Annotated in this window: 4 protein-coding genes; all 4 read right to left on the bottom strand. The window is 51.1% G+C overall.

The annotated features are described in order from the left end of the window. Nucleotides 1-481, bottom strand: a 481-nt coding sequence (locus VE954_RS24885; protein ID WP_324957922.1) for a substrate-binding domain-containing protein, incomplete at its 3' end; no start/stop codon positions are given. Nucleotides 482-1,157: 676 nt separating this feature from the next. Further along, on the bottom strand, nucleotides 1,158-1,421 hold the full coding sequence (locus tag VE954_RS24880; RefSeq protein ID WP_324957920.1) for a hypothetical protein: 264 nt from the start codon (nucleotides 1,419-1,421) through the stop codon (nucleotides 1,158-1,160). 146 nt (nucleotides 1,422-1,567) lie between these two features. Next, nucleotides 1,568-3,109 (bottom strand): hypothetical protein, encoded by a 1,542-nt coding sequence (locus tag VE954_RS24875; protein WP_324957918.1) that lies wholly within the window; start codon nucleotides 3,107-3,109, stop codon nucleotides 1,568-1,570. 274 nt (nucleotides 3,110-3,383) lie between these two features. Beyond that, nucleotides 3,384-4,307: a hypothetical protein gene (locus VE954_RS24870; RefSeq protein ID WP_324957917.1), complete on the bottom strand. Its 924-nt coding sequence runs from the start codon at nucleotides 4,305-4,307 to the stop codon at nucleotides 3,384-3,386. Between the last annotated feature and the right edge of the window lie 322 nt (nucleotides 4,308-4,629).

The following is a 4,629-nucleotide window of genomic DNA, read 5'->3' as shown; positions in this document are numbered from 1 at the left end:
CTTTCGGCCACAAGCAGCACACATCCGCGCTGGCCTTCCAATCCGGAAGAAACCAATGCAGCCCTTTCGCTCCCTGGCAGACGATCCGTGGCACGATACTCCAGGCATCGCTTTTTGAAACGCAGGTGATCATCGCGTCGTAGGAATCAAAAATCACCTTGCTGTTGGGCACGATTCCTTTTTCCACAAGACAGGGATGCTGTTCGCAGTTGTCAATACCGTGGAATGATTTTGCGGCAATGTAAGGGAGCTTACTGAGTTCTTTAAAGGGAAATGGCCTGTTACCGAGACGCTTCAGCAGTGGATGCGAACTTCTCAAACAGAGCCCAAGTGGCTCCGTGCCGAGCTTCCGGATTTCGATTTGGGGATGAACGAGCGGACTGAAACACAGTCCAAAGTCGATTTCTCCGCGAGCGACAGCCTGGAGAATTTCCACCGAACGCATGCTGTAAGCTTCGATGGTCAGCTTGGACAGTGGCAAGGATTCCATCCAAATCCTACCAGATCGCCTTAGACCCATTGATGAGTAGGTTTTTCACCGAATCGCCCTTGATTCCGCGCGGGTTTGAGGACGAAATGGTTAGGCTGGCCGTAAACCTGTCCGGGATCGAGGCGTGAAACCGTTGGAGATCAAGGGTCGATTTTAAGCAAACTGCGCTGGCCGAAAACTAGTGTTTTGGGCCAGCAGAAAATATGCCGTTAGGTTGCATGCTGGTCAATATCCTGACTGTCAGCCCTTCCAGAACGATCTGGTGGGATTTGGATGGAATCCTTACCGCTGTCCGAACAACAGCAGCGGCTGCAAAAATATTTTGTTTTCCATTCATGAACAGGCTCCAGCGCTCGATCGTATTAGTTTGGAAGCTTTCGGAGGTTTGATTCTCAGCAACGACTGAAAGATCGTGGCTAAAAGTCAAAGAATTCGTGCGGCCAGGAAATGTTCAAAAAAGGCATATATCCGTCAAAATGATATTCAAGCTCTGGAGCGCCTGCGATTCATGGGTTTCATGGAGTGAAGAATTAATTGTCCAATAGTTTTGTAATGATATCCAAAAAACTACTGGATTCTGGATGCATATATTCATCGTCGTATCCTATTGCTTCTTCAGAAAATATTCTTCTGAGCGCGGCACAGAAAACTCACTCGCATAATCGCTCTAATTTTGCAGCTTTGCCAGCCACTCCCGACGCAGGCGTTCTTTCACCGCAGGATCCGTCTCGCTCGTCACCTCGGTCAAAATCCTGGCCTTTTCAGCGGCCGGCAAGGTCGATCGCATCAGTGCCTTCGAAAATGCCCCGCTGAGCGCTGATCCAGAAAGGCGAGCCAAGGCATTGCCCGCCCCCATCTCGGAGCTCGGAACCTGGTTTTTCTCAGCAGGCTTTCCAGCATCAACCAGCTGAGGATTGAAAGCTGAAGACACCGAATCTCCCAAGCCATCTTTCAGCTCAAGCTGTCCGATATCAACACCACTGCTGGGGGTTGGCCCGCCCTTGACCCCAGGCCTGTCATTGCCAGCTGCCGTCTCAGAGCTTGGCACCCCATTTTCGAAGCTCGGAGTCGCGCCGGCTACAGAAGATTTCGAGCGTCCGGTATCCGATAAACGTGGAGATACGGATTCACCGGCTTCTGGTCAGGCACTTGAGTATACACAACCGGAGTGAGGGCCTGGCCCGCCCTCACACTCCCCGGCATGACTCCGTTCCGGAATTGGGAGGAGAAATCTTCAGAGAGAATTCCTTCGGGAATAGGATCGGGTCTCTCCACCGGCTGGTTAGCTGCCGCTTGAGATCCCCGAAGGGATCCCTTCTTATAAAATTTTTGGGAATGTTGATTTGACTTACTTGGTTGCAGTACCTCGACCAACCAACCTGGCAGTTCCAGGTCTGGTAGTGTGCCCTTCAGAGAGCTCCGATGATGGTAAAGACTCCGCAGTATCGAGCCGAGTCCACGCGTCAATGATTGCGACTTCTGCCAACCGGGAACACGGGTGATAATGCGGCTCAGCGCTGCACGGGTCTCGGCCTGGCCAAACCCCTTTTTCTTGCAACAAACAATAATCGAAACGAGCCATCGATTCCGCTCGCCGGCGCGCACGTTCTCGGGACTCTCGATAGTCCATATCCTGGGAAGCTGCTTGGCTGAAGAGGTGCGAGTCTCAATTAGTGTATATGCTCTGTCCGTCAGTGAACGGTCGGGTCGAATAGTGAGACGGATCCCTTCGCCGATAAGACGCTCCACTCCAAGCCACTTGGGTGGATTACCGAGGAGCTTATAAACCGTATTTTTTGATATCCCATACCGAGCCATTATCTCACGCGCGCGCATCTGTTCCGTTCCCCATGGCCCCACTGAATCCAAAAGGTCTGTGTAAAGGCGCGCCAGGGGCTTTTCCACCCGTGTGTCGGGCCACAGGATGTCGTCACGGTCCTGCTTGTTCCGGGAACGTAGAGCAGGATGAAAGCGCAGTACATAAAGCAGGTTTTGCAATACTCGCGGACGACGCTTCTGAATCATCTGCTGCACAAAATCTGCTTGATCAAGAACTCGATCGGATTGGAAGACGTTGGGCATCAGCCGCTTGAGACCACGCGCTCCTTCGTCGGCGCCCATCCCATGGTAATTGAAAATTCGGATGATCATGTCTTGCACCTTAAAGGCCAGCTTTTGCACGTCACCCGTTTCATCGATCAGTTCGAGGGGCGAGATGGCGAGCACCAGGCTCAGCCCTTTGCCGCCGCTGGATCGGACGACATAGGCCAAGTAGCGCAGGAACATGGGAACATCTTCTCCGAGTGTAGCTCCTATAGTCGGCCAGTCCAGTTTACCGTTGCGGATCCATTTTTTATCTGCACGTTTAAAATCCAAATCGAAATGCAGCCAGATGAGGGTCTCTGTGCGTGTGCTTTCATTCATGATTGTCGTTGAGATTAACGGATACTCCGCTCTCTTGTCACTTCGCACGCCGCCAACCGGCACGGCGAAGCGTTTGCCATCCTCATAGGACCAAAGGGCGAATTGGTAATGGGATGGGTTGCTGGTTTGCGAAGACTTTTTCTTCCGCGGGCGTCCCTGTCCTTCATATTCACGATCGATTGCTGTTGCAGCCATCCATGGCTCCAGGCAAAATGTTCCTGACCCGTTCACAGCTGCGGCCTTAGGCCGCAAAATGCCCGCGAATGGGTGATTTTTGACAACAAATATCGAATGGGGCTTGCGCGTAAAATCGGGGCAGGATAATTTAGTGTTGCGACACACTTAGAATTTCTTACCCGTTAGTTAGGCACTACTACTTCCCCTCTTTGGGATCTGTCACTCGCCGCTGGGAGAGTGTCTACTGTCTGATGGTGCTTTTTACCTCACCCTTGAACAATGCCAAAGTCCCTTATGCGGGCGCACCCGTAAGTCGAAAGTTTCGCTTTCGCAGTGCACTCACTATGTTCGGTAGTGTCTCCATCAATCCATGAAGGCAAAGGATGTTTAGGGGCTCAAGAATGAGCCGCCTCATCCACTCGACCACGCTCTGTGAAGTCACAGACCCTGCGGAAGCCTTTAACGCTGCCCTTTTCTCTGCTGCAATCAGGTGTCTTCTGGTTTGAGCCAGCTCATCCTCGAGCGGTTTGGTTTCCAGCTGGATGCGGGCAATTGCGGTTCTATATTTCACAGCGTGCATGTCTGCGATAGCACTGCGGCTGGGTGCCAGCCTTCCTTCAATATCTCTGATCTGCTTTTGAAGGAGCATAACTTCTGATGATCCCGCCGCAATTTCGCTTATGGTTTTTTCCTTCTCTTCTGTAATTCCGGCATACATCACACAGTAGCCGAGGCATAAGATTGCGCCGCCAAGCATTTTCTGAATCCAGCTTTTTAAGGATTTTCCCTTGAATTGTGTTGAGAGCAGAATGGTGCCTGATGTCACGATCAGGATTGACCAAAACCAAGCTTCTAAAGTCCAGGCTCCAGCTTCCGCACCCGCTACGATCAGTGCCCCACTGCATACGAGAGAGCCAACAGCACAAATGGCTGCCTTAAGTTCGGCAAGACCGAAAATCGGGTCACCGGAAGTTCCACTGTTTCGCGACGAGGTAACAGAAGCAGCTATCGCTATAGGCGTAGGAGGCTCTTTGGACTCGAAGGTTTGCTTATAGTTATGTGAATCAGTAGGCGTGTAAACTACGGACCTACGTGCTTCTTTTGTAGGCAGAGAAGCAATTTGGTGAGCTGCCTGTTTATCAAAGCCTTTGCTCATCCAATAAGCAACTCGCTTGCGGAAAGCTTCTTTCTCTTTATATGTTATCTCTTGAGCCATCCTGTGCTCCATCGCTGTTAATGACAATGCTACCAATTTGAAAAAGAATCTGTCTATTGGATATTTTCTTTTGCATTGAAATGTTTTGCCCGGAAGTTGACTTCCGGAGTAGCTCACTTCCGGAGTAGCTCACTACCGGAGTAGCTCACTCCTGAGAGACCGTGTATTCGTCAACTCTATCGTAGCGCGACGAATGGCTGGTTTCGTCGTGACAGCGGAACAGATCGAAAGGCTCAATGAGATCGTAAAATGCAAGTCTGATGAAATTGAGATGCTGTTGCTCGGTAAACGTGCGCTTTCGACCGAGAAGGTGCCGATTTCG

Source organism: Oligoflexus sp. (genome assembly GCF_035638955.1).
Classification (GTDB): Bacteria; Bdellovibrionota_B; Oligoflexia; order Oligoflexales; family Oligoflexaceae; genus Oligoflexus.
This window is presented reverse-complemented; position numbering and strand designations above follow the sequence as displayed.